This window comes from Arsenophonus sp. PmNCSU2021_1, assembly GCF_036919435.1.
In the GTDB taxonomy this organism is placed as follows: Bacteria; Pseudomonadota; Gammaproteobacteria; order Enterobacterales; family Enterobacteriaceae; genus Arsenophonus; species Arsenophonus nilaparvatae.
In genome coordinates, this window is record NZ_JAZHPL010000006.1 from 151,280 (window position 1) to 177,066 (window position 25,787).

Annotated in this window: 18 protein-coding genes and 3 pseudogenes; 10 read left to right on the forward strand and 11 right to left on the reverse strand. The window is 37.6% G+C overall.

Annotated features, from left to right (window positions below; genetic code table 11):
• Positions 1-353 precede the first annotated feature (353 nt).
• The 4 genes from V3224_RS13675 (at position 354) to V3224_RS13690 (ending at position 4,932) form a co-directional block, all read left to right on the forward strand.
• Entirely contained in the window at positions 354-3,089 is a 2,736-nt protein-coding gene (locus tag V3224_RS13675; RefSeq protein ID WP_334471142.1) for a M66 family metalloprotease, read from the forward strand.
• Positions 3,090-3,919: 830 nt separating this feature from the next.
• A complete protein-coding gene (locus V3224_RS13680) occupies positions 3,920-4,225 on the forward strand; it encodes a PA14 domain-containing protein (RefSeq protein WP_334471144.1) in 306 nt (101 codons plus the stop codon).
• Between the two features lie 261 nt (positions 4,226-4,486).
• Complete coding sequence (locus V3224_RS13685) at positions 4,487-4,705, forward strand: hypothetical protein (protein ID WP_334471146.1); 219 nt, start codon at positions 4,487-4,489, stop codon at positions 4,703-4,705.
• A complete protein-coding gene (locus V3224_RS13690) occupies positions 4,705-4,932 on the forward strand; it encodes a hypothetical protein (protein WP_334471147.1) in 228 nt (75 codons plus the stop codon). The genes V3224_RS13685 and V3224_RS13690 overlap by 1 nt, the downstream gene beginning before the upstream one ends.
• A gap of 33 nt (positions 4,933-4,965) precedes the next feature.
• Here the strand turns inward: V3224_RS13690 and emrD are convergent.
• The 3 genes and pseudogenes from emrD to V3224_RS13705 all read right to left on the reverse strand — a co-directional run.
• A pseudogene (gene emrD / locus V3224_RS13695) lies at positions 4,966-5,400 on the reverse strand (multidrug efflux MFS transporter EmrD); the annotation flags it as partial.
• A 213-nt stretch (positions 5,401-5,613) separates the two neighbouring features.
• Positions 5,614-5,889 carry a hypothetical protein gene (locus tag V3224_RS13700; protein ID WP_442890385.1) on the reverse strand — a complete coding sequence of 92 codons (276 nt, stop codon included), beginning with the start codon at positions 5,887-5,889 and terminating at the stop codon, positions 5,614-5,616.
• Positions 5,890-6,068: 179 nt separating this feature from the next.
• Entirely contained in the window at positions 6,069-6,500 is a 432-nt protein-coding gene (locus V3224_RS13705) for an MFS transporter (protein ID WP_442890616.1), read from the reverse strand.
• A 346-nt stretch (positions 6,501-6,846) separates the two neighbouring features.
• Between V3224_RS13705 and fpr the strand changes: the two genes are divergently transcribed.
• Positions 6,847-7,593, forward strand: coding sequence for a ferredoxin--NADP(+) reductase (gene fpr, locus V3224_RS13710; RefSeq protein ID WP_334471148.1), 747 nt, complete (start codon positions 6,847-6,849; stop codon positions 7,591-7,593).
• A gap of 266 nt (positions 7,594-7,859) precedes the next feature.
• On the opposite strand, the gene V3224_RS30005 is transcribed toward fpr, so the two are convergent.
• On the reverse strand, positions 7,860-8,087 hold the full coding sequence (locus V3224_RS30005) for a hypothetical protein (protein WP_442890618.1): 228 nt from the start codon (positions 8,085-8,087) through the stop codon (positions 7,860-7,862).
• Between the two features lie 185 nt (positions 8,088-8,272).
• On the opposite strand from V3224_RS30005, the gene V3224_RS13720 reads away from it, so the two are divergent.
• Together V3224_RS13720 and tpiA are read left to right on the forward strand one after the other, a co-directional pair.
• Positions 8,273-8,902 (forward strand): DUF1454 family protein, encoded by a 630-nt coding sequence (locus V3224_RS13720; protein WP_334471152.1) that lies wholly within the window; start codon positions 8,273-8,275, stop codon positions 8,900-8,902.
• Positions 8,903-9,017: 115 nt separating this feature from the next.
• The gene (gene tpiA, locus V3224_RS13725) at positions 9,018-9,788 is read left to right on the forward strand and encodes a triose-phosphate isomerase (RefSeq protein ID WP_334471154.1); all 771 of its coding nucleotides are present in this window, start codon (positions 9,018-9,020) and stop codon (positions 9,786-9,788) included.
• Between the two features lie 253 nt (positions 9,789-10,041).
• Here the strand turns inward: tpiA and V3224_RS13730 are convergent, their stop codons facing one another.
• Together V3224_RS13730 and V3224_RS13735 are read right to left on the reverse strand one after the other, a co-directional pair.
• Positions 10,042-10,878 carry an Ig-like domain-containing protein gene (locus V3224_RS13730; RefSeq protein ID WP_334471156.1) on the reverse strand — a complete coding sequence of 279 codons (837 nt, stop codon included), beginning with the start codon at positions 10,876-10,878 and terminating at the stop codon, positions 10,042-10,044.
• Positions 10,871-14,530: an inverse autotransporter beta domain-containing protein gene (locus V3224_RS13735; RefSeq protein WP_334471158.1), complete on the reverse strand. Its 3,660-nt coding sequence runs from the start codon at positions 14,528-14,530 to the stop codon at positions 10,871-10,873. Before V3224_RS13735 ends, V3224_RS13730 begins: the two co-directional genes overlap by 8 nt.
• On the opposite strand from V3224_RS13735, the gene V3224_RS13740 reads away from it, so the two are divergent.
• Positions 14,529-14,777 (forward strand): hypothetical protein, encoded by a 249-nt coding sequence (locus V3224_RS13740; protein ID WP_334471160.1) that lies wholly within the window; start codon positions 14,529-14,531, stop codon positions 14,775-14,777. The genes V3224_RS13735 and V3224_RS13740 overlap by 2 nt on opposite strands.
• A 312-nt stretch (positions 14,778-15,089) precedes the next feature.
• Here the strand turns inward: V3224_RS13740 and V3224_RS13745 are convergent, their stop codons facing one another.
• Positions 15,090-19,556, reverse strand: a complete 4,467-nt coding sequence (locus V3224_RS13745; protein WP_334471162.1) for an inverse autotransporter beta domain-containing protein — start codon at positions 19,554-19,556, stop codon at positions 15,090-15,092.
• Between the two features lie 956 nt (positions 19,557-20,512).
• On the opposite strand from V3224_RS13745, the gene V3224_RS13750 reads away from it, so the two are divergent.
• Together V3224_RS13750 and V3224_RS13755 are read left to right on the forward strand one after the other, a co-directional pair.
• The gene (locus V3224_RS13750; RefSeq protein ID WP_334471164.1) at positions 20,513-21,529 is read left to right on the forward strand and encodes a DNA-3-methyladenine glycosylase family protein; all 1,017 of its coding nucleotides are present in this window, start codon (positions 20,513-20,515) and stop codon (positions 21,527-21,529) included.
• Between the two features lie 178 nt (positions 21,530-21,707).
• The gene (locus V3224_RS13755) at positions 21,708-22,682 is read left to right on the forward strand and encodes an IS701 family transposase (protein ID WP_334471165.1); all 975 of its coding nucleotides are present in this window, start codon (positions 21,708-21,710) and stop codon (positions 22,680-22,682) included.
• 237 nt (positions 22,683-22,919) lie between these two features.
• Here V3224_RS13755 and V3224_RS13760 read toward each other — a convergent pair.
• From V3224_RS13760 to V3224_RS30015, 4 genes and pseudogenes are all read right to left on the reverse strand, one after another.
• Positions 22,920-23,525: pseudogene (locus V3224_RS13760) on the reverse strand (fimbrial biogenesis chaperone); the annotation flags it as partial.
• A 101-nt stretch (positions 23,526-23,626) separates the two neighbouring features.
• On the reverse strand, positions 23,627-23,869 hold the full coding sequence (locus V3224_RS13765) for a hypothetical protein (RefSeq protein ID WP_334471167.1): 243 nt from the start codon (positions 23,867-23,869) through the stop codon (positions 23,627-23,629).
• 2 nt (positions 23,870-23,871) lie between these two features.
• Complete coding sequence (locus V3224_RS30010) at positions 23,872-24,846, reverse strand: IS701 family transposase (RefSeq protein WP_442890620.1); 975 nt, start codon at positions 24,844-24,846, stop codon at positions 23,872-23,874.
• A gap of 30 nt (positions 24,847-24,876) precedes the next feature.
• A pseudogene (locus tag V3224_RS30015) lies at positions 24,877-25,773 on the reverse strand (fimbrial protein); the annotation flags it as partial.
• Positions 25,774-25,787 lie beyond the last annotated feature (14 nt).

Genomic DNA, 25,787 nt, shown 5'->3' on the forward strand with positions numbered 1-25,787 from the left:
TCGGGTAATATTTTAGTTTGCCAGACTTCATTTGAAAAATTTAATAACAATCACAATCAATGTAAAAATATAACTTCCACTACATTAGAAAGTGAAATATCCACCGATCGAGCATTACCTATAAACACACAAACTAATCTAGTTTTTATTCAGATCAAATATGGCACGAGTTTCGCTCCAATAAAAAAACGCTCTATTTTTAAGTTTAATTCAGCATAATATATAAATAGAAAAAATCTCATAAATTAAAAATAACTTATTGTAATTTAAGTAAATTTATACGTCTTAGCAAGTTACAGATTAATTATTGTTCTGAAGCCATTTCTAGAATTTTATATGCCCGTGCGAAACTCGTGTATGGTAATCAATATTATCACGCCAAATATGATGAGCAAGGTAATTGGCAATTAAATCTGCCTATCACAAACGAAATTAATCCATATAATCCAATTGAAATAACGATATATGGTGAAGGAGATGATCCTCTATGGCAGCAGAAGCTCACTGTAGCTGAGCTCATTGACAAGCAAAATCTGGTTAAAAAACATCAAACAACATCTTCTGCTACTCCATCTGAAGAGCCACCAATATCATTAAATAATCTTACTAACCAAAAGTGGCATTTTGGCCAACAAAAAATAATTTTTGCTTATCAAATGCTCAATTTTACCGATCAAGTAGCAAGTCAAGCCACGGTCTTTTCTATCCGCATGCGAGATAGTGCTGGTAATCTGGTCTTAGATCTTGCCTATATGCCACTGGAAAATATCACCTCAGGTACTACACTTGCTGCTGCAATGGAGGAGCACATCAATCGTAATTTACCTGAACACAAGGGTGTGCAAGTGATTTACTATGATCGCCAGCTGATTATTACCGATCCACACAAAAGAACAGTCGAAACACTAGTGCTAGGTAAAACCGCCGCTATCACGCCAATTATTTTATCGCAAAAGCTATCACCCTTTGGCCACACTGATTATCGCCTTTCTTACGATGCTTCACAACGCCATCGCATAACCCATTTTTCTTTTGCCTTAAATGGAACAATGAAAAATGCACCTCTTTTTTATACCGATATTAACTTAGCACTCCCTTCTAAATTTGATAATCAACAGTTAGCAAAAATATTAGAAAATAGACTTAATAAATTAATGGGTAATGATGATATCCAGATTAAATGGGATAGCGACTATCAACAGCTGGTAATCAATGATCATCAAGGTCGCCCGATAACTGAGTTTGTGTTACAAACCCATCGCAGTTATGATCAGTTAATAAAAATGTCAGGCATTGCCACACCTAATAACTATGCTACCCAAGCCAAACTTGGCGTTATCCGTGGTCAATTACCACAGTCAATAGCACATCAAGGATGGTCATGGCAATTACTGGCAGCCCCGCATTTCGGCACAGCACAAATAGATAGCACAACTGGGCAATGGGAATATCAGCCAGCCTACGATGATAGTTTTCGAGGTTATGATCAATTTCATCTTCAAGCAATCGATCGGGCTGGTAATATCAGTCGTCCTATTGCCGTCATTTTGCAACATGATCAGGCACCCATTCCTTTTTTTCCAACCGTTAAAACCTTCACGCTCAAAACACCTGATTATCAGGAACCTATTGCTAATCACCAGCCTATCCCTGCTGATTTTAAGTTACATGATGTTTTTATTGCTCAAACCCATGTATTTCGTCCTCAAGATCCTTATTTACAACTTGTCCAGAATCGCTGGGCATTAATTAAACTTAATGCCAGTAGCATCTCTGGCGCGCCGGCACCAAATTTTACCGCAATCGTTCATGATGGTGATGGTTATGAATTAGGTCGTATTCTATTAACCGGTGATAAAAAGCTACCCACATCACTTGATTTACCCAGTCAGGATAATCTTGCTAGCCAAAGGAGTCATAACGATCAAGATAGTTATATAGCACCACTCAAAGAAGAATGGATAAAACCGGGGATTTCGATTACTCTGACAGCCAATGGCCAACCGCTTGATTTACCTCATTATCAAGAAAAAACATTTGCATTTCGACCTAAAGTTGGAGCTGATCTAAATTTAACTCTGCGTATCATGCGAATAGCTCATCCTAACGGCAATGATGGGGTTATTAACGACAACATAGATCAATGGGGTAATGAAATAGTGGCTAAATTGCCCATTAAAAAACTCACTCTTTATTCTTACCCTAGTGTCGCATTTGAACAGTTTTCTTCTTTTGAAGATGGATTTCCTGCTGTTTATACTGGCAACAAAAACGAGCCAGGCAGTGATCCTCACGCCGATAATGGCGGATTTAAAGGTGCTATTCCAACCAGCTATAATTCAGCTCAACATTTACGGCAAGCTAATATCGGTGATAACGAAATAAGCTATGTCGCCTTTTTTCCTAATCCCTATGGTGGTCTAGGTGGCGGACAGCAAGGTGGTGGCCGCGCGAGCGCTGGTATTTTTATTCATGAAATCGGCCACGCTATAGGCCGCCCTCATAGCATAAACGATCCCAACTATCCTTATAAATCAGGCTATCAGGCAAGTTGGGGTTATGATCAAGTTACTCAACAATATTTGCCAAACTTTTCTATTGATAATAACAATAATTACTATCCTAATACCGATCCGATGCACGGTGGTAACGATTCACTATTACCTGGACAGGTGTTTTCATTTTTTTCTGATCATAATACTGCGAAAAATTATCAATTTGTCGAACAGCAATATCAATGGTATCCCAATCAGATAACGGGTGTAGATAGCGAAGATGGTGGCTTTGCCGGAGAAGGTTTCTATCAAGTATGGGATAAAACTCTTCAGCAGTGGGTTACAGTGACAAAGAATAATCATCAACAGTATAATATCGAAGAAGAAAGCCTCGCTTACCAGCATAATAAACCTGTTTACTGGATCACCGGCCATCTGGTACAACATAACGGCCAAACACTGAAACCGAATACCGAACCCCATCCACAGAATCAGCTAAAGGTTTTTACAACCCAGGGTAACTCCCTCAGCCTTACCACAATTTTCTCACTGCAAAAGGGCGCCCATTACAGAAACATTACCCATATGCATTGAAAATAACTTACGCCACAGAGCAAGGATTTTTGACCGAGTTGCTGCAAATACCGGCAACCTCAGTACAATCGCTAAGTTTGCATATTGCTAACAAAGGTGAACTGGTACGTTTCGAGATCCTTGAAGCCCCCTAAGGTCAATTAAGTAATCGTTCTGTTTATCGTTATACTAATCCTGATGCGCTTGCTAACACACTATTTGATCAGCGTAGCGAATTTAGCATTTCACACCCACTACGTTTAGTTAACTACTGGCAAGGTAAAGCAATTCGCTGGTCAATTACAGAAGGGGACTCATTAATTTATGCAAATGGCACAGCCACACTGACAAAATATCACCCAGCCAGTGCATTAAAAGCCGAATGGTTAGACGGAAAAGTACTCAAAAAGCAAATTTTTCCGCTGTCTCTTCCCCAAGAAGATATTGCCTATTCACACCTATTTACTACCCCTTATCAACAGAAAAAAACCATTGCAACAGAATCATTAGCACTACCTCAATCTTTTCAACAAGGGACGATTAACTGGCATTCATCTGATCCGAAAGTTATTAATCATCGCGGCCAATTAATCGGCCATGGAGCAACAATCTTTTCCGCAACCATAAATTACCCATCAGGATCAAGCCAAACTTTTAAACACCATTATCAGGTTCCCGATCGGTCGCAACATGGTGGATTAAATTTAAGCATTTATGATCTCAGTCAGCTAGATTTAGGCAACAGAAGTCTGACGCAATCTCAATTTAATACACTACTAAATAAAAAACAGTGGTTAAATAACGCTCCTCTTTATGCCAAACGGTGGCAAGGAGATTCTCCTAATTATTGGATGGGAAAAGAAAAATTTGGCAAATTTGATGCTGATTTTAAGTCTAACGTGTTAAACGGCAAAAAATTGAAACCCACGTTGTGGATTTTTTCTGGCTTTCTGGCACCAACTGAAACCAATCATTATCAGTTAAAATTTAAAGCCGATGATATGGGACGGGTTTATATCCAACACAAAAACCGATTTCACACGCTAGACTATCGTGATAATCAAACAATCTATCTGGAAGCAGGTAAACATTATCCTATTTGGCTGTTCTGGAGCACCAATAGCCACCGGTTGGTGATCAATATTGGGACACTATAGACACGAGTTTCGCACAGGCCTATAAAATTCTAGAAATGGCTTGAAAGTAATGATTAATCTGCAAGTTACTGAAATGCATAAATTCACTTAATTTACAATAAGTTATATTTAATTTATAAGGTTTTATCTATTTACATATTATGCTGAATTAAACTTAAAAATAGAGCGTTTTTTTATTGGTGCGAAACTCGTGTAGAATTAACCTGGCGCCCAGTAGGGCAAGAAAATTATCAGCCGATAGCAAAAGAAAATTTAATTGCCATGCCGATTAATTCGTCAGAAAGCTACCCCATCGCATGGTTACCTAAGCCCTTACAGTTAACAAAGGATCCAGCAGCAACTGTAACCAAACCATCCGACAGTTTTACGCCAATCCAATTAATCAATCCCAATCATTTGATTGTAGATATCGAAGAACAGATCCTTTATAACGGTGAAAATAGTGAAACAGAGCTGGCAAATATGACCAAGAGCCTATAATGGTCACACCATCAATTAGGGAACAAGTCGCTGACAACAGAAATAACAAAGCAGCAAAATCAAGCGACATAGCAGAAAAGGGCAACCTTATATTAGCTGAATTACTGACAGATCAGCGTTTTTCTCACAGTATAGAAGAAATAATCACCTCTAGATTGCTTGAAGAGCGCTTGTCTCACCAACAAAAATCATATAGCGATTGCGTGACAAAACCCATATTCAGCTAATTTTATTATCTAAATATATTTATTAAATAGGTGTTAATTTTTATCCATTTTATATGCCAGAGGTAACCAGCATAATAAAATAAGGATAGACATAGCAAACATCAACATCCCCAAACTGAATTGTCCAGTTTGGGGTAAATGGGCTGACAACCAAGCCGCCACACCTGAACCTACATTTTGCAAACCGCCAACCAGTGCACCGGCGGCACCCGCTAAATAAGGGAAAGGCTCCATTGCTCCGGTGGTAGCTAATGGAAATAACATACCTGCCCCAAAGAAAAAAAGTCCGGCAGGGATCAACAGTGACCACACATTCATAAATCCAAACCAACCTGGTAACCACATGATAATAGCCGCAGAAACACAACAAAAAACGGCATGCCACATTAACTGATAAAAAGTTTTTCCTTCGCGCCCGGCATACCAAGCACCCAAAAATGCCGCAGGAATAGGCAAAATAAATAGAACACGAGTTTCGCACCAATAAAAAAGCGCTCTATTTTTAAGTTTAATTCAGCATAATATATAAATAGAAAAAATCTCATAAATTAAAAATAACTTATTGTAATTTAAGTAAATTTATACGTCTTAGCAAGTTACAGATTAATTATTGTTCTGAAGCCATTTCTAGAATTTTATATGCCCGTGCGAAACTCGTGTAGAATACTGACGGTAATACTATTATAAACCTAATACTCCCCCCAACAATACACCACTACTTGATTCAAATACCACAACACCCGCCAGTCCACCAATTAATATGACTAGGTAAGCATCAAAGGTAGGATTTGATAGCAACGAATAATAAGCAGAAAGCATATTTCTTTTTTCAGATGCGGGCGGGCAAGTTTCAGGCAACCATTTCCACATACTGATCAAGACAAAACTACCCAATAAAAACAGGAAAATATAAGTTGCATGCCAGCCCAAAAAATAGGCAATACCACCGCCAATCATCGGTGCCAGTAACGGACTAACTAATACACGAGTTTCGCACAGGCATATAAAGTTCTAGAAATGGCTTAAAAGCAATGGTTAATCTGCAAGTTACTAAAACACATAAATTTTATTAAATTACAATAAGTTGTATTTAATTTATAAGGTTTTGTCTATTTATATATCATGCTGAATTAAACTTAAAAATAGCGCGTTTTTTTATTGGTGCGAAACTCGTGTAATATTCCCATATTCAATATGCTATTGGCATAACGCAATGCGGTTCCGATACAAAGATCACGCGGCATAGTTCTTGCCATCACGCCGGCAACACCGACACCTAAACCTTGCAGTGCACTGGCAATAATCAAGATCTTTAATGAAGGTGCGGAAATTGCGATTATGGTTGCGATCAAATAAATAATTAAACCGACTAAAATAACCGGGCGACGACCGACGTGATCGGATATAGGTCCATAAAATAGTTGTGAAAAACCATAAAATAGCAGATACGCTCCCATTACGCTTTGCACCGCACCATCAGGTTCAGCGAAATAGGCAGCAATTTCTGCAATAACGGGGACATAAATTGTCTGCGTCATCTGCCCGACAGCAATTAAAACAATGAGCATTAATAGCAAATTGAAGTGTTCTAATTTTCTCTAATAATCAATGTATTAAAAAAGGTTACAATATCTTAGGCTTAAAGAAAAACAGCCCCATCAAATCTGTATGTTAATATCAATTAATCTAACAAATTATAAAAAAAATTCGAGTTAACCAATTAAATTATTTTTTCCACCTAACCGAATCTAATTGACTTATTTTGTAAACATAACTGTACAATTTTATATCATAATGAAAGAGTCATAATTTAACTGAATAGTTAAAACACATTATCGATAATGGTTTTGCCTAGATTTGACATAATATGACCAAACATTAACGCTTTATTTGACACATTGGGAGGCCACTAGTATGGCGAATTGGGTAACAGGAAAAATTATTAAAAACCATAAATGGGCAGATGCCTTATTTAGTTTGATCCTCGAAGCGCCAATTAAACCGTTTATTGCGGGGCAATATGCTAAACTTGCGCTAGAAATCAATGGCCAGCGTATCCAACGCGCCTATTCTTATGTTAACGCACCCAATGATAATCAATTAGAATTCTATCTCGTCACCGTACCGGAAGGAAAACTCAGCCCACACCTTGAAGCATTGAAACCCGGTGATCCTATCTATGTCACTGAAGAGGCAGCAGGTTTTTTTGTGTTAGAAGAACTACCTGATTGTGAAACGCTTTGGATGCTATCAACAGGTACCGCAATTGGGCCTTTTTTATCCATTTTGCAATTTGACGAAAATTTAGCCCGATTTAACCAAATTATCCTGGTACATGCGGTACGTTACGCGGAAGATCTGAGTTACTTACCATTAATGAAAGCTCTTGAGAAAAAATATCAGGGAAAATTGAAGATCCAAACTACTGTCAGTCGCGAAAACAAAACTGGCTCACTCACCGGCCGTATTCCAGCACTAATTGAAAGCGGACAGCTAGAACAAGCAGTAAAGGCAAAAATTGATCCCACAACCAGCCATGTTATGCTTTGCGGTAATCCACAAATGGTTAAAGATACCCAACAACTACTAAAAATACAAAGAGGGATGGATAAACACTTACGCCGTAAAGCGGGGCACATTACCAGTGAACAATATTGGTAAGCCGAGGTAAATAAAAATTAATCAGCTGAGATAGTCAACTTGTTCAGTTTTTTTACCATAACGATTTGCTTTATACTGACCTTTAAAACTACCACAATCTAAAAATAATATGGTAACAATAAATAAAGGCACGAGTTTCGCACAGGCATATAAAGTTCTAGAAATGGCTTAAAAGCAATGGTTAATCTGTAAGTTACTAAAACACATAAATTTTATTAAATTACAATAATTTGTATTTAATTTATAAGGTTTTGTCTATTTATATATCATGCTGAATTAAACTTAAAAATAGCGCGTTTTTTTATTGGTGCGAAACTCGTGAAAGGTAGAAATCGTCCAATCCCCCACTGCCAAAAAGGGGTGAATAAACTAACGTCAATAGAAAATAGCACAAAAGCCAACAATAACAACAACAACCAGCCACCAGATTTACCACGATCATGTAATTGTCGCCAATGGGTAGAGCAACAAAATGACCAATAACAGTAAAATATAAGGAGAAAATAACAAAAAAGTTTGCAAACTAAATATCATGACCATTAATAAAAACCAAATAACCATACCAAGCCAAAATGGTTTTCGACCAATTCGTCCTTTAAATGAGAGAGCCCATTGTTGTAATGTCATTTATCTTATCCTAATGGATCCTTCATGAAAAAATTCATACTGACGAGTAACGATGATGAAAATTTACAATCGCAAATTTGAGTTAGTATTACTATTTATTGCATTATTGCCACTGTTGCCGGTGCTGGCAAAAGAATTACCAATTATGCCTGAAACAGAGGTTTCGGTTGCTTATTTATCGCCCGATGCAGCCTTATTCAATGAAACTATTCCCGTATTTCGGCAAAAATATAATCAAGATAATCCCAGCTATCCAATACATGAATTTAAAGTGATCAAAAGCAAGGATATTAGCTTACCTTATATTCGTGCAGCCAGTCGAATTAACAGCAAAATTTACTCCTCCGCTGTACTTGAACGAGGAAGTGAAAAAATTAAAAGTTTACAGCTAACATTACTGCCACCAAAAGAAGCAAACAGCTATAAAATTAATCGACAATTATTCGAACGTTATATTATGGCAATTATTAATCACTTCGAAAAAACCACTTCAATTAATAACACACATCAATTAACCGCGGTATTAGATCGTATGTTAGAACAACATAACCAAGTGCAGAGTGATGAAACGATAGTAGGCGCTATCCGTTATATTTTAGTAAAAAGTAAAGATAACATGATTACTTTCGCTATTGAACCGGTTAAGCTTTCACTAAATGATGATAACATCACACATGAATAACGAAAAACAAAGTGATTTAGTCATAGCATCTTTATACTATCCTTTTGCATAAACTGAATAATGATCAATTGTCTTTATCTCATTTATTAATAAATATTTTTAGTTGGAGGAAAACATGCGGCATCCATTAGTCATGGGGAACTGGAAACTCAATGGCAGTACAAAAATGGTTGAAGAACTGATTGGAAATTTGCGTAACGAATTAAATAATGTCACAGGCTGTGATGTCGCAATTGCCCCACCAGCGCTTTACCTGGCGCAAGTAAAACAAGCTTTAACCGGTAGCAAGATAGCACTTGGCGCACAAGATGTTGATGTCAATCTGTCTGGCGCTTTTACCGGTGATAACTCAGCGGAAATGCTAAAAGATATTGGCGCAAAATATATTATTATCGGTCACTCTGAACGTAGAACTTATCATCAAGAAAGCGATGAATTTATCGCTCGCAAATTTGCCGTGTTAAAATCGCAAGGACTAACACCAGTACTTTGTATTGGTGAATCTGAAGAAGAAAATAGCGCCGGCAAAACTGAACAAGTCTGCGCCCGTCAAATCGATGCGGTATTAAATAGCTTAGGTGCCAGCGCATTTGAAAATAGTGTTATCGCTTATGAACCGATTTGGGCAATTGGCACCGGTAAATCAGCCACTCCCGCCCAGGCGCAAGCGGTACATAAATTTATTCGTGACCATATTGCCAAACAAGATCCGGCCATTGCCGAACAAGTGATTATTCAGTATGGCGGCTCAGTGAATGCCAGCAATGCTGCCGAGCTTTTCAGTCAACCAGATATTGATGGCGCATTAGTTGGCGGCGCATCGCTGAAAGCCGATGCTTTTGCTACTATTGTCAACGCCGCTGCGGCAGCGAAAAAAGCCAGCTAATTTTTACTTGCCGTAATTCAAACCCGGTTCTAGCTAGTCATCAGCAGGATCGGGTCAGTCATTGATGATGACGAATTAAAGTCCCTTTCAATCGACTTATCAAAAACCCACTCGCTTAAATTTATCTTGTCTGGCCAACACCATGATGGTTCTAACAATTAAGAGGTTTATGTACCAATACACTCAGCACATAAACCTCTATTAGCAGTAACTTAATATTCGCTAAATGGGATAAGCGTTTAATTAACGTTCATCAAAGATCGCGAACACAGGTAAAAAAGAATCGATTGTTCTTACCTTCACCACTGTTATTTATATAACCACTGACCATACCAGCAGCTTTAACATTGTTACCTGATGTTTCAGATGTCCAGTACATATGATAATTCCAATTATATAAACGTACGTCACCCCATTCACTCCAAAGTGAATCAATACCTCGTACAAACTGACCAGCACTCAGTTGTGCAACAGTTGGCAGTGTCAATCCCTTATTAGCACACCAGTCTTTAGCATCATTCCAATTCATCTCTTGTTGGCTATATAAATGCCATTTTTTAAGTGTAAATTCATATTTAACTGGCTCACCACCAGAACTATGAGTTGCCGTGATAATGACTGTTTTTGAATTATTGCTAGCATCGCCACTAAAAGTTATTTTTCCATTTTTAACGGAAACCCAACTTTCACTACTCTGCCAATTGAATTCATTAACAGGTGCACCATTAGTAATGATGTCAAATGTCGCACCCTGGAAGCCAATAGTCGGAATTCCTGCATTCAGGTCAAAATATGTGCCATTAATTTTAAGCTGTTTAAAAGAAACCTGGATAAAATTAACTAGCTTATCGGCATCTTTTTTCTCACTGGAATCATACCGTGCACTGACTGTAATATTATTTACTGCCGTCTTGGTACTTTTTAGTTCTATCGTTGCTTGCCCATCACTATTAGTTTTACTGCTAGCCGGTAAGATAACATCATTACCATTCATGTCCTGCTGCCAGTTAACATCTAAATTTGGCACTTTAACCGGGTTTTCATGTTGATCAACCAGCTGCGCCTTAAAGGTAAAATGGTTTTTACCCATCGGCAACCTTACGAACGATATCATCGACTAATGTCACACTACCAACTCTAGCCGTAGCAAGATCGGCTATAAAGTTAACGGGTGTGTTTGCATTTATTTTAGCCGCAGTACCATATTGGGCGCTGACGACCACATTATCCACTCCTTTAGTAGTGCTTTTGAGTTTTATACTGGCAAAGCCGTTTTTATCTGTTTGACTTGATGCTGCCGATAAATGAGCATCTTCAGCTTTATCATCATCCAGCAACCAGCTGATATCCAGATCCGCCACCTTAATAGGATTATCAAATTCATCAACCAGTTGGGCCTTAAAGGTAAAATCATTGAGGCCATCAGCCACTTTATCAATTACCTTGTCATCTAATATGACTGCTTTTATTTTAGCGGTGTTAATATTAGCAATAAAATTCACCGCTTCGGATTTTTCTTCACCACTTGTTGCATATTGCGCATAGATCACCACATCATTCACTGCTTTTTGGCTACTTTTAAGCGTAATAGTCGCACGCCCATCACTATCTGTTTCACTGCTTGCAGGCAAGCTAACGATAGTACCCTTTTCTTGTCGCCATTTAATGACTAATCCTGCTTGCTTAACCGGGTTACCATTATGGTCAACTAGTTGAGTTCTAAACTCAAAGCCATTCTTACCATCAGCGATCTTATTATTGTCAGCATCATTTAATATGATCTTGCCCACTTTAGCGGTTTTAATATCACCAACAAAATTCACTTTCTTATCAGCTGGTTTTAATGGAGGTACCCTATATTTGGCATAAACTATGATATCATCTACCGCAATCTTACTACTTTTCAAAGTAACCGAGGCAATTCCACTATAATTGGTCGTGGTTGATGCAGCGGATAAAGTGATTTGTTGCTCTTTACTGTGTGACCATTCGATATTCAGACCCGCTTTTTTAAGCGGATGACCATATTTGTCGACTAATTGAGCATCAAAGGTAAAGTAATTGTTGCCATCAGCGACTTTGTTAACTTCACTATCGACTAATGTGACACTACCCACTTGAGCGGTATTGGTATCAGCATAAAACTCAACTGGTTGCGCATTTATTGGTGCAGAAGTGCCATAGCTTGCATTGACAATAACATTATTCACAGCAGTGTTGGTGCTGTGTAACATAATCGTCGTGCGACCATTTTCATCGGTTTCACTGGTTGTTGCCGACAGTGTTACTTCGTCATTCTTATTATGCGCCCATTTCACCGTCCGTTGTCTAGCTGGATTATCATTGCCGTCTAATACCAAAGCAGTAAATGTGAATTTGTTATGACCATTAGCTAATTTACTATCGCTTTGATCATTGAGTGTCACACTCTTTACTCTGATTGAATTTTCATCAGCAATAAAGGCCACTTCCCGATCAGCATCGACTCTTTTGGTTGAACCAAATCTTGCACTAACAACTACGCCTTTTATTGCTGCTGTCGTACTATACAACACAACAGAAGCTCGCCCGTTTTCATCGGTTTGACTTTTTGCCGCTAATTTAACTTCATTATCTTTATTATGTGACCAATTAACATCTAAACCTTTTTGCTTAATCGGATTATCGTTACCATGAATCAATTGAGCGGTAAAGGTAAAGAAGCTATTATTATCAGCTATTTTTTGTGTTTCACTACCTTCTAAGGTAACGCTACCGACCTTAGCGGTATCCAAAATGTAAATAAAGTTTACCGCTTTATTCGCCGCTATTTTGTTAGCGGGATTATTATAATGAGCACTAACCGTAACATTATCCACCACAACCCTACTGGTCATAGTAATCATCGCTCGTCCATTCTCATTAGTTTGGCTCTGCTCTGCCGATAAGATAGCGGTATTACCTCTATCATGTGACCAATTAACATTAACATTGGGTACCGGATTATTGAATTGATCGGTCACTAATGCCTCGAAAGTAAACCGACTTATACCATCAGCCGCTTTATTCGTTTCATTACCAATTAATGTAACACTTTCAACTTTGGCGGTGGCGATATCAGGCGCAAAACTAACAGGAATAGTATTTCTATTGCCATTTTTCATCGCCGCCGTTAATGTTCCGGTGCCAACCACCTTACTCTTAATATTAACATTAGCCTCACCTTTGCTATCAGTTATCACCGTCAAACTATTACCTTGATTGCCATCCATATCAAACAGTGTTACCCCACTAGATTTGAATCCATCAATCGTAAAAGTAATGGCTCTACCGGGGAGTGCTTGATGTTTTTTATTCTGTACTAATGCAGTGGCAACATAAGTATCACTATTATTGGCTACCTGGGTATTATTTGGCGTTAATGTCATTTCTCGAATGGTATCTTGTGATGGCGAGACATTGATCATCATAACTGCGGTATTAGATTGATTACCTTCATTATCAACAGCCACTGCTGAGACGCGGTAAGATTGAGCGACTTTTGCCTGTTTTTGGAAAATATAAGCTGGCAAGGTTAAGTTAATTGAAGTCGGTGACACAATTTGAATGTTACCTCCTTTAGCAACTAATTCTGGCGCTTGCCAACTAACTTGTTTTAAGCCATATTTGGCTTTATTAACCGTGATCGTGACCGGCATGGTCTGCGCTGCTTCGCCATCAGTACTTTCTGGCAAAGAAATGGATAACAGTTCTTGCTTGCGATATTGCATGACAATATTGTAATTACGATCGACAAAATCGTAACGGTTACCCGCCAAACTACGCATTAAATCAACATTATCGGGATCAAGCTGTTCAGCCAGCAATACACCGAACCGATAGGCCAATTCCATCCCAATGCTACTTTGCTTAGTATCGCCCCGCGAAATTTGGGTTTTAAAGGTCAATAAGGGGAAAGGGGTATAACTCAAGCCAAAAGTGGTAGCAGAAGGATTATCGATCAAATCACTACTTGAGAGACCATTATTATTAAGGCTAATACCATCACCATAATACTTTTCATATTTAGCATAAGCCCCTAAATGTGGATAGCTGGGTAAAAATCCTTCAGCACGAAGGTCGAACCCATTGGCTGGACGCTCATCATAATCTCGCATCTCATGCAGACGTGATTGATGCCAGTCGGTTAAACGAAAATAACCATTAACCGCCAGTTTAAGGTAATCGGCCCATAATTCACCACCAACACCGAAACGAGAGTTACTGCCAGTAATATCATAATCATAAAAACTATTAATGCCCCACATCCAGGCATCCTGATATTGGCGATAACCTACACCTAAGTTAGTGGTGTTGCGATGCTCATTCGCTCTAATACCAATTTGGCTAAACAACAGACTGTTCGGTTTATCAAGTACCGGTACCAATAAATCTACATCACCGGTTTTATTGGAATTAATTTGCACCCGGGCATTACCAAACTGACTCAACCAATCATGGATTTTTTGATTTACCAGATTTTCACCTATACTGCGGGCATACCCCATATAAGCCTTGATGGCATCATCGGTTGACAATGTCTGTGCTAATTGAGAAATATTTTGCGCCATTTGTTGTTCGCTGGAAACAGCCGTTTGCGAATTAGGCTCACTATCGTTGATGCCTAGGGTTGGCAAGCTATTAAAAATAATATCCTGCTCGACATTTTTAGGTCGTTGAATGGCAGTTGCCGGTTGTTGGGAAGAGAAGTGTGCCTCTAACATGGATAATGCTGAATCCGATGACGAAAGCGAGATCGATGATGTTACCGCGGCATTATTTTTATCCGACTTTGCAGGCTCTTTATCGAGAACGGGCATATCTTTCTCTGGGGGACTTTGCAGTAAATTATTTAAGCCGTTGATGGTGTCCATCATCGGGTTATTTTGTTCACTCGTTTGCGCCGCTTTTGCAATTGAAGAGGAAGCAACGAAAACAGGCAAAAAAAATTGTATAAACAGTAAAATATAGGCGATTATCCGTTTCGTTTTTGTAAAATAACAATCAGCTTTACGTTGCATGGATCTCTTCCCTAATAATATATAAATCCTATTACTAATAAACAAAAAAATTATTTCGCTAAAACAATCAGTTATTATAAATATTTTGCTTCATAATCGGTTGCTAAGAAATTTTGTGGGTAATATAAGTAAAACTTGTTGCCACCAAGCTGACAACTGACGTATTTCCTTCATTAATCACGCAAATTTTCCTGATTACTTTTTTATTAATAAATTTTTACATTTTATATTCCCGCCTCATCATGTGAGGCGGGAATATGAATTACAGCGTCTTAGAACAAACCACTGCCTCTGTGTCATGGGTATAACTATCTTTCTCAGAAAAACCATCGTCTAATTTAACGACTATATAGCGACCACCTATTCCCTGAGTTAAAGTCCAATAATAGCCATCCTCTATACCGTAATGACTGAATTTACCCCATTCACTCCATAATGAACCGACGGCACGTTTCCCTTTACCTTGGCTAAGTTGCTCCACTTTTGGCATCGTCCCGTTATTACTTACACACCAGTTTTTAGCGTCATTCCAGTTTTTCTCACCAGAGAAGGCAAACCAGTTATTTAGAGTAAAGCTATACTCAATCGGGTTACCACCCGTTTCATGTGTTGCTGTGATAGTGACAGTTTTACTTGCACTGCTCGCATCACCATTAAACGTTACCTTGCCATCATCAACCAAAACCCAACTTTGATTGCTTTTCCATGCAAATTCTGACGCCGGCGCGCCTTGCGTCACGATGGTAAATTTAGCTTTTTGAAAGCCAGTAGTTGGGAATTTATCCCCGGTTGGGAAATCATGACCATTAACACTTAAATGGTTAAAAGAGACAGTTATAAAACTAACTGGCTTATCAGCGGGTTGTAGAACTGAACTCTCGTACTGGGCACTGACGAGCACATTCTTTGCTTCATCGCCTGTACTTTCTAAAGTGATAGAGGTATGGCCGCTTGCATCAGTTTGACTGATGTTGCCACCCTTAAAGCGAACTTTGCTAGCTGGATCCGCCGACCAATTAATCGGTAAATTTCCTTCCTTGATCGGGTTGTTATTGCCATCAACCAATTGAGCGGTAAAAACAAAGTTATTACTACTATGAGCAACTTTACGGTCTATCTTACCGTCTAACTTGACATTTTTGACCACTGCTGTGGCCTTATTAGCAATAAAACTTACTTTTTCTTTTGCCGTCTTTTTATCGTCGTTGCCAAATTTGGCGAAAACTTCAATATCATCAACAGCCATGGTTGTACTTTGCAATTCAGCGGTAGCAACACCATCTTGATTCGTTTCACTGGTTGGGTTTAATTGGGCTTTCCCTACTCCATCATGTCCCCAATAGACGATTATGCCCGCTTGTTTAATTGGGTTATCATTTTTATCAAACAACTGGACATCAAAAGTAAATTTTTGCTTGCCATCTGCAATTTTATGGATCGTCGGTTTATCTAATAACCTAATTTCACCTAACTTAGCCGTACCTTTATTGGCTGTAAAACTAACCTTTCTATCAGCCGATTTGCTTGCTGTACCAGCGTAACTAGCACTAACTTCTACATTATTGACCGCTGTTGTTGTGCTATACAGCTTAACTGCTGTAATACCGTTTTCGTCAGTGTGGCTACTATTAGTTAATTTAACTTTATCGCCGCTATTTTGTGACCAATCGACTTGTAATCCTTTTTCCCTGATCGGGTTATTATTATTGTCCACCAGTTGGGCAGTAAAACTAAAGTAAGTGATACCATCCGCGATTTTCTCGACTTCTGAACCATCTAACAGCACACTACCGATGTGAGCCTGATTTTTATCAGCAATAAAACTCACTTTCTTATTGGCATTTATTTCATCTAAATTGCCCGAACTGGCGCTGATCTGTACCTCATCGACGGCCTTAATTGTACTTTGCAGTGTAATGGTAGCAATTCCGTGTTCATTCGTTTTGCTAGTATTGTCTGATAACTTAACGTCATCTTTATCACGGAACCAATCAACATCGATGCCGGCCTGGTTAACGGGTTGCCCCTTGTTATCAACAAGCTGTGCGCTAAAAGTAAAGCTGGATTGACCATCAGCTACTTTAGTAACGATATTAGGATCCTTTAACTCAACAGTCCCAACGGTAATTATCCCTTCTTCAGCGATAAAATTGACCTCTTTATCCGCTTCTACACTTGCTGTAGCTGCATAGTTTGCACTAACTCGTATCTGATTGATGGGGTTAGTGGTACTTATTAATTCAACGGAGGCAATACCATTGCTGTCTGTTGGGGTGGTTGCAGCCGACAATAGAACCTTTTGTGGGTCTCTATTATGAGTCCAATTAACAACTAATCCACTTTTCTTAATCGGGTTACCATTGCCATCAACCAGTTGGGCACTAAAACTAAAATAACTCTTTCCATCAGCAACTTTATTTGTTGCCCAGCCATTCAATGAAACATCACTAACCTTGGCAGTGCGTTCATCAGCAACAAAACTGACCACTCTATCTGCAGTCATTTCAAGCGTATTGTCATATTTGGCACTGACTTCCACATTATCGACAGCAAAAAGAGTACTACGCAGGGTAATAATCGCCCGTCCCTTAGCATCCGTTTTACTAAGACTATCTGATAAAATGACCTTATCTTGCTGATTATGTGACCAAGCAACATCAACATTTGGTAATGGATTATTAAATTGATCGACAACAAAGGCTTCGTAGCTAAAGCTATCGACGCCATTAGCTACCTTACTATTTTTCTTATCAATCAGGTTAACATTTCTAACTTTGGCGGTAGTGACATCAGGGGTAAATTGGATAGCAACCGCTTTTTTCTTACCATTTGCCATGGTAGCAATCAATTCTCCCTGACCGGCCAAGTCACTTCTAACTTTTATATTGATCTTACCTTCAGCATCCGTAGTCTCAGTTAAAGGATTACCCATTCTTTGACCATCTTCACTAAGCATGACGACCCCAGCATTGCCGCCATTATTTTTTGCTGCCAAGGTGCTAGCACTTTTGCTAAAACTGGTAACGGAAAATGTCACTTGTTTGTCCGCTAGTGGTACCCCTTTGTCATTTTGTAGTTGCACCTTAGCTAAATACGTTTGGTTACCATCTGCCGGTATTGGCGCCGAATTTTCTAACGTAAAATAAGCAAAACCATCCTTTGATTGAGTAACATTGATCATCATTACGGCAGCTTTAGATTTATTACCTTCATTATCAACACCAACAGCGGATAAGGTATAAGCTTTACTACCTTGGTTATCTTCATCGTAGGCAGGTAACACTAGGTCAATGGTATTGGTTGATGTTTCGTGGATCTTGCCACCTTTAGCTAATAACTCCGGGGCACTCCATAAAATTTTATTGAGCTCATATTTAGCTTTTTGTACCGTCGCTTTTATGGCTATGGTTTGAGCAGCTTCAGCCATCGCACTGTCTGGCAGAGAAATGGCTAATATCTCCTGTTTTCGGTACTGCATAACGATATTGTAATTACGATCAACAAAATCATAACGATTGCCAACTAAACTACGCATTAAATCAACATTATCTGGATTTAACTGAGCAGCCAGTGGTATGGCAAACCGATAGGCAAATTCCACGCCAATCAGACTATCGTTGGAATCTCCCTGAGAGACTTGAGTTTTCAATGTTAATAATGGAAAAGGGGTATAACTTAAGCCAAAAGTTGTGGCAGAAGGATTATTTTTCAAATCTTTAGCTGATGGATTATGACTAAGGCTAACCCCTTCACCAAAGTATTGTTCATATTTAGCATAAGCCCCTAAATGAGGATAATTGGGTAAATAACCTTCAGCTCGGATATCAAATCCATTGGCCGGCCGTTCATCATAATCGCGCATCTCATGCAGGAATGACTGATGCCAGTCAGTTAAACGGAAATAACCATTTACCGCTAATTTCAAATAATAGGCCCACAACTCACCACCAACACCAAAACGGGCATTACCGCCGCTAATATCATAATCATAGAAGCTGTTAAGGCCCCACATCCAATTTTGCTGATATTGACGATAACCTAATCCTAAGTTGGTAGTACTCCGTTGTTCATTAGCTCTAATACCAATTTGGCTAAACAATAAGCTGTTTGGTTTATCAATTAGTGGTAAAAGTAAATCAGCATCACCGGTTTTATTTGAACTAATTTGCACGCGTGCTTTACCATACTGATTCAACCAATCACTAATTTTCTGATTTATTAGGCCTTCACCTCGATTACGCGCATAACCGATGGCCGCCTCTGTGGCATTATTATTGGCAAAAACTTGCGCTACCTGGGTTGCTCCTTGCGCAAATTGTTTTTCTGATGAGACAATTTGTTTAGCTTGCGGCGTCTCTTTTATATCTAATGTCGGTAATACCGGATGATGAGCGACTGACGGTTTGTTGTTATTTGCTGTTGACGCCGATATAAATGATCGATTATCAGGCAAAGTCTGAATATTCCAGTTTGATGCCGTTGCTGCTGCTGATGGAAGCGATGATGAGAACTGCGGAGCAGAGTTTTTTGAGGTAGAGTTATTATTTATTAACGCATCTATACCGTTGATTGTTTCCAGCATCTGATTGCTAGCTACATCATCATCCTGCGCCGCTTTAGCGACAGACGAAAAAGTAACAAAAATAGGTAACAACAATTGTATAAATAACAATATATAGGCAGTTATCCTTTTTGTTTTCGAATAGTAACGATTAGCAATGCATTGCATAAATAATTTCCCTATCTAAATAATATAAAAATATTGCTACTATTTTTTGTGTAAAATAAAAACAAATACTAAATAATAACTTCAATCTATTATTGAAATTAATAAAGACATTGATATGTAGCTATTCTTATTTTCACTACCTTAATCAATAAATTTTTATTACTCTTATCCCTGCTTATTTTGTCTGGATAATTACCAATTAATAAACTTTGGATCGCGTTAAATTAAGGCTAACGAAGGAGATAAAATGCACAATGAAGGGTAAAAAAACGTTTTTTTTGATAATATTCCATTTGCAATTACTCCTTTTACTTACTTATATCGATTACAAAGATATAGATAAGTATTATTTAAAAACGTATAAATTTGTTTCCATTTATGAATTAATGTCACTCCACAACAGCAATGCCAATAATTAACATAAATTCAAAATTAAAACCAAATTAATAAAAATAAACCAATCTATCATTAACATTTGATGTTAATAAAAAAATAATCCATAGTAATTTTCTTTCTTTACTTAAAAAACGCTTAATAGTTTTCCAGCTTAAACAATATTTTCATTACTATAATGTTAAATAAAAAACGGTTAATTATTATTTTCATTTAAACAATATTACAAATAAAAATAATTTTATTTAGCTAACCAGCCCATCTATTAATAACAAATAAACGCTATTTCAATAGGATTAATATTTAATAATGATAAAAACAGCAATTATATTTAATGGTAAATTTTAAAACATAAAATAAACTAACCATTTCCTTCTTAAGTGAAAATAACAGAATAAATAACCAAGGAAAATTAAAAATCAAGAATGAATGAATAAAAAGAGTTAACAATACACTATCATGTAATTTAGCTTTTCATCGCGTAGGCAACTCACAATAACATTTGGTAATATCATCCAGCCCCACAGCAAACAATAGCAATTTTTTTAGTTTTCAGCTCGCTGATGACAGAATTAGATGCGGAAATTCTTGCCTTTAATTTACTCGCTTTTATGTTACTATTTTTTATCAAATTAAACGCCAACTGTTCACTAAGTTTAAAATTAAATAACCATAACAAAATGCTAGACAAAAAAACCATTATTCATTTACCAAACAATTATCATTACCAAGACTTTCTTGCCTATCACTCACGAGATAAGCAAAATGTGGCAGAAATTATTACCAATAACCAATTAAGAAAAGGAATTACATGCTGTGGCCAGCCGACTGAGTTAACGTTTATATTAAATAAAAATAGCATTTTGGTTTCTCTGCAAACGGATAATCCAGCTGCCGTTATCACTGAGCAGCAGCTTGAAAAACTAGCAAAAAATATGCTAGGTTTATATCAACCCGTTGAGCTTTTTGAAGATAAATACCATAACCATCCAGTTATTGGTAATTTAATTTCTCGTCAACAAGGTTTAAGGGTTTATCAAGCAGCAACAGCATTTGAAGCAATTACTTGGGCAATTATAGGGCAACAAATTAGCATCGCTGCTGCAATTGCTATTCGCCGTCGATTTATTCATGCTTTTGGTAAACAACCCTCGTCAGGAATTTGGTGTTTTCCTTCTTTTTATGCGATCCATGCTGATGATGAACAGAAACTAAGAATATGTGGATTCTCTATCGGTAAAGCAAAAACCCTTATTGCATTATGCAATATGTTAAAAAATAACCATCACCTATTAAATCTTCCAGTAGATGAAAATAATCTGGCAACATGGACGCAAAATTTGAGTGAAATAAAAGGAATTGGTCCATGGACAATCAGTTATTCCTTGCTGCGCGGCTTCAATTATTTGAACGGTTCTCTACATGGTGATGTCGCCGTCCAACGTAATCTTCAGTATTTATTAAATTGCAGTGAGAGAATAAGTGCAAAAGAGATAGAAAAATGGTTAGCACAATATTCTCCCTGGAAAGCGCTCGTTGCTGCCCATCTCTGGCAACAACAATCTAACGCTAGCTATTAAACAGACAAATTATATTAATCAAAACCAACATAGAAAATATGCTGACATTTGATAATCGCATTTAGCAGTAGTTAGCTTAAATAACGAAATACCAGCCGTTTAATATTATCACGAGTTTCGCAATCTCCAAAAAAGAAGTATAAATTTAAAAACAAGAAAAAATCAGGGTGTTCATATTTTGTCGGGTTATCCATGTATTAAAGATATCTATAAAACATTCTTACAAGTAAGCAGTTTAAGATACTCTGGTTTAGCGTTATCAGAAGTAAGCCCATCGCCTTTATCTCATGACACTGTTAGCCGATGGCTAAAAAGTAGATGTTTTAGACCTAAAGACCTATGGCAATTAGTTGAACCTTCTATAGACAAAAAAAGCCCTTGCGTACTAATTGCCGATGATACATTGATTGCCAAAACACGTAGTAAAAAAATAGAGATGGTCCATTATCAATATTCAGGTAATGAACATGAGGTTATTGCTGGCATAGGTTTAGTTAATTTGCTTTGGCATGATCTGACGAAGGTTGAATCAATTCCTATCAATTATCGTATTTATGATAAAGATTCTGATGGAAAAACAAAAAACACGCACTTTTCCGAAATGCTCACTCTTGCTAAAAAAAGAGGGATCATGCCAGAAGCCGTAGTGATGGATGCTTGGTATTCTAGCCTGGATAACCTGAAATCAATTCGCTCTCATGGTTGGATCTGGGTAACCACGCTGAGGAAAAATAGGATTGTTAACCATAACAAACAACTGAACAAGTTAGACATCTCAGAAGAAGGAACGTCAATACACTTGCGAGGATATGGTTGGGTAACCGTTTTCAAATTTACAGCCAAAAACAGCCGTATTGATTACATAGTAACAAACAAAGAGAATCCCACCCGTCAATACCTCAAATCTATCATGGATGCCCGTTGGTCTGTTGAAGTTTATCATCGAGAAGTTAAACAAAACTGTGGTATTGAACGCTGTCAGGCTCGCACGAGCCGAGCGCAAAGAAATCATATTTTTCTCGCTATTTCTGCGTGGTTTGAACAACATAAACGTCGTATATCTGAAAAAATAACCCTTTATCAACAAAATTGGGACGTAATCAAAAGTGCTATTACTGAGCAAATCCGTGTTTTATTAGCGTACCCAAATTAGTTTTGTGCGAAACTCGTGATTATTTGATTTTTTTCACTTGATTAACAAATTTACCCTCATCATTAATATATTCCAACAAAATCTCATTACCTAAAATAGTCACGAGTTTCGCACAGGCCTATAAAATTCTAGAAATGGCTTAAAAGTAATGATTAATCTGCAAGTTACTGAAATGCATAAATTTACTTAATTTACAATAAGTTATATTTAATTTATAAGGTTTTATCTATTTACATATTATGCTGAATTAAACTTAAAAATAGAGCGTTTTTTTATTGGTGCGAAACTCGTGATAGTATGACTTTTATTTTCCACGGTTTGTTGTGAGAAAGGTGAGAGGATAACGGTTTTAGATAAAATATTATTTTTATTTGTTGGGTTATAAAATGCAGCCAGAGTAAAAAAATGGCCGGTTGGGTTATCAATAACAACTGATCCTCCAGCCTTACTTATTTTTATATGCTCAATGACACTCTGAGACGTTTGGCTAATATTTTGTGGTCGATAAAACAGTTTAATTCGTGTTGTTAGTGCTAACTGTAAAATATTATCCGTTTTTAAACTATCGGGTTTTGGCGCAATATCCAGCACATTAAGATAAAAAATAGATTCGCGATCAGTTGGCAACTGGTTTGCTAACTGCCGAATATGAAGCTGGGCGCCTCCTCTTGGATTTATTTTTACAACTGGGGGCGTCACAACAAAAGGTGCTTGAGTTGTATCCGGTGTAGAATCAATATTACCTTCATCAACCCAACTTTGTACCAGCGATGGGTTATCGCTGGAATTAACTAATTGAATAACAGCCTCTTTTCTTTCAGCAGAAAAAATAACTCGCGTGCCTTTAAGAAAGACACTACACTACTTGAGAAAGCCATAAAATAGAGTAAGAAAGCTAAGTAATTTTTTTTCGCCATTTTTTTGATCCTTATAATTAATCGTATTTAGTCATAAGAAAATACTAAAGTTGCCGTTGAGGTTATTTTTCCGGCTGAAATATTATTCAGATCATAAGCGTAGTAATAAGCCGCCATGTCAATGGAAAACGAGGGAGCTAATGCACTGCCAGCCGCAATATTAAAAATAGATGTCGCATTGCCTTGGACACTTTCACTGCTGGAAAATAGAATGGGTGATGATGTTTTATTCCTTTGCACAAGGCGAAACCCGACACGAGTTTCGCACAAAACTAATTTGGGTACGCTAATAAAACACGGATTTGCTCAGTAATAGCACTTTTGATTACGTCCCAATTTTGTTGATAAAGGGTTATTTTTTCAGATATACGACGTTTATGTTGTTCAAACCACGCAGAAATAGCGAGAAAAATATGATTTCTTTGCGCTCGGCTCGTGCGAGCCTGACAGCGTTCAATACCACAGTTTTGTTTAACTTCTCGATGATAAACTTCAACAGACCAACGGGCATCCATGATAGATTTGAGGTATTGACGGGTGGGATTCTCTTTGTTTGTTACTATGTAATCAATACGGCCGTTTTTGGCTGTAAATTTGAAAACGGTTACCCAACCATATCCTCGCAAGTGTATTGACGTTCCTTCTTCTGAGATGTCTAACTTGTTCAGTTGTTTGTTATGGTTAACAATCCTATTTTTCCTCAGCGTGGTTACCCAGATCCAACCATGAGAGCGAATTGATTTCAGGTTATCCAGGCTAGAATACCAAGCATCCATCACTACCGCTTCTGGCATGATCCCTCTTTTTTTAGCAAGAGTGAGCATTTCGGAAAAGTGCGTGTTTTTTGTTTTTCCATCAGAATCTTTATCATAAATAAGATAATTGATAGGAATTGATTCAACCTTCGTCAGATCATGCCAAAGCAAATTAACTAAACCTATGCCAGCAATAACCTCATGTTCATTACCTGAATATTGATAATGGACCATCACTATTTTTTTACTACGTGTTTTGGCAATCAATGTATCATCGGCAATTAGTACGCAAGGGCTTTTTTTGTCTATAGAAGGTTCAACTAATCGCCATAGGTCTTTAGGTCTAAAACATCTACTTTTTAGCCATCGGCTAACAGTGTCATGAGATAAAGGCGATGGGCTTACTTCTGATAACGCTAAACCAGAGTATCTTAAACTGCTTACTTGTAAGAATGTTTTATAGATATCTTTAATACATGGATAACCCGACAAAATATGAACACCCTGATTTTTTCTTGTTTTTAAATTTATACTTCTTTTTTGGAGATTGCGAAACTCGTGCCCGACTCCTTTAGCACCTTGTTGAGTGGTATTTATTAACACTGTTTTATCGGCACTATGTAAATTATTGCTGGCCAAAAACATGGCAATATTTCGCGTCGTTTTATTGCCTGCTAAAAGATCGCTGCAGCTAAAATTGAGGGTAAAAGGCTGATAACCAGGCCGGTCAATATTTTTAATATCACTGATACTAACGATAGGTAAATTAACCACTAATCCTTTATTTGAAAAATCACAGGTAGTGGCAATAGGATTATATTTAATAGTAATCGGTTGAAGAAAAATATCATTTTCATCAACCGGCCATTGCCAGGTTAATAAAAATTCAACTAATTTTAGTACAATCCTAACTAACCACACCAAAATACCCAACGATGAAGCATCTGATACCAAGATAAAGGGTGAGATAACCACAGTATCACCAGCCACTTCAGTATAATTACCACTTGGTTTACTCTTCAATAAGCTAAACTGTAAGGAGAAGTTATTATTCAAATTCGATGCAGGATGGGTACCTCTAGCTAAGTTGGTTACGCGATCTTTTCCTAACGCAGTCATTGTAACCTGGACAAACTGCTTACCACCATGAAATCCTATTGTTGCTGTTCGACCATTAAATGGCGAAGCAATACCAATCGCATTAGGAAAAAATAGCCCTGGGGAGCTACAGGAAAATGTTCCTGGGAACGTGGTTTTATCCGTTTTTGCTACTACCATTGATGCACTACTAAAATCAGCCGATAAATCATAATATAAACTCGGCACTGTGATAGTGCTGTTGGGTTTACAATCGGCATAAACCAATTGACTGAAGGAACACGCTGATAATAATAAAAAATTTATTGCTAATTTATTCATCTTATTTTCCCCAG